Source organism: Mesorhizobium sp. M4B.F.Ca.ET.214.01.1.1 (genome assembly GCF_004791545.1).
GTDB classification, from domain to species: domain Bacteria; phylum Pseudomonadota; class Alphaproteobacteria; order Rhizobiales; family Rhizobiaceae; genus Mesorhizobium; species Mesorhizobium abyssinicae.
The window spans coordinates 1-279 of the sequence record NZ_SRUX01000328.1 but is presented as its reverse complement, the minus strand read 5'-3'; the positions used below and the strand labels follow the sequence as shown (position 1 = coordinate 279).

Annotated in this window: 1 protein-coding gene; it reads right to left on the bottom strand. The window is 69.9% G+C overall.

All coding sequences use genetic code 11. From position 1 onward, the window contains the following. Positions 1 to 279 (bottom strand): hypothetical protein (locus tag EN857_RS35165; protein WP_189522856.1); only part of this gene is annotated, 279 nt, incomplete at both ends.

Genomic DNA, 279 nt, shown 5'->3' with positions numbered 1-279 from the left:
ATGCCGTCGATCATCTGCGAGCCCGGGGCGCATTCGGCGTCTTCGAACGTGCCGCACCTGCCCTCTATCACCTCCGTCCCGCGCGGGCACACACAGGCGCCGCGCTTGTTGAGGATCTGGCCGCGGATGGAGCAGCCTTGCGGCTTCTTGACCGGCGCGCAGACCTTGCCCCTGACCTCCGTTCCCTTCGGGCAGACACAATCGCCGTCGGCGTTGCGCACCTGGCCGCGGATGCGGCACTGGCTCGGTGGCTGCCTGTCGGGGGCGCAGGCCTTGGCG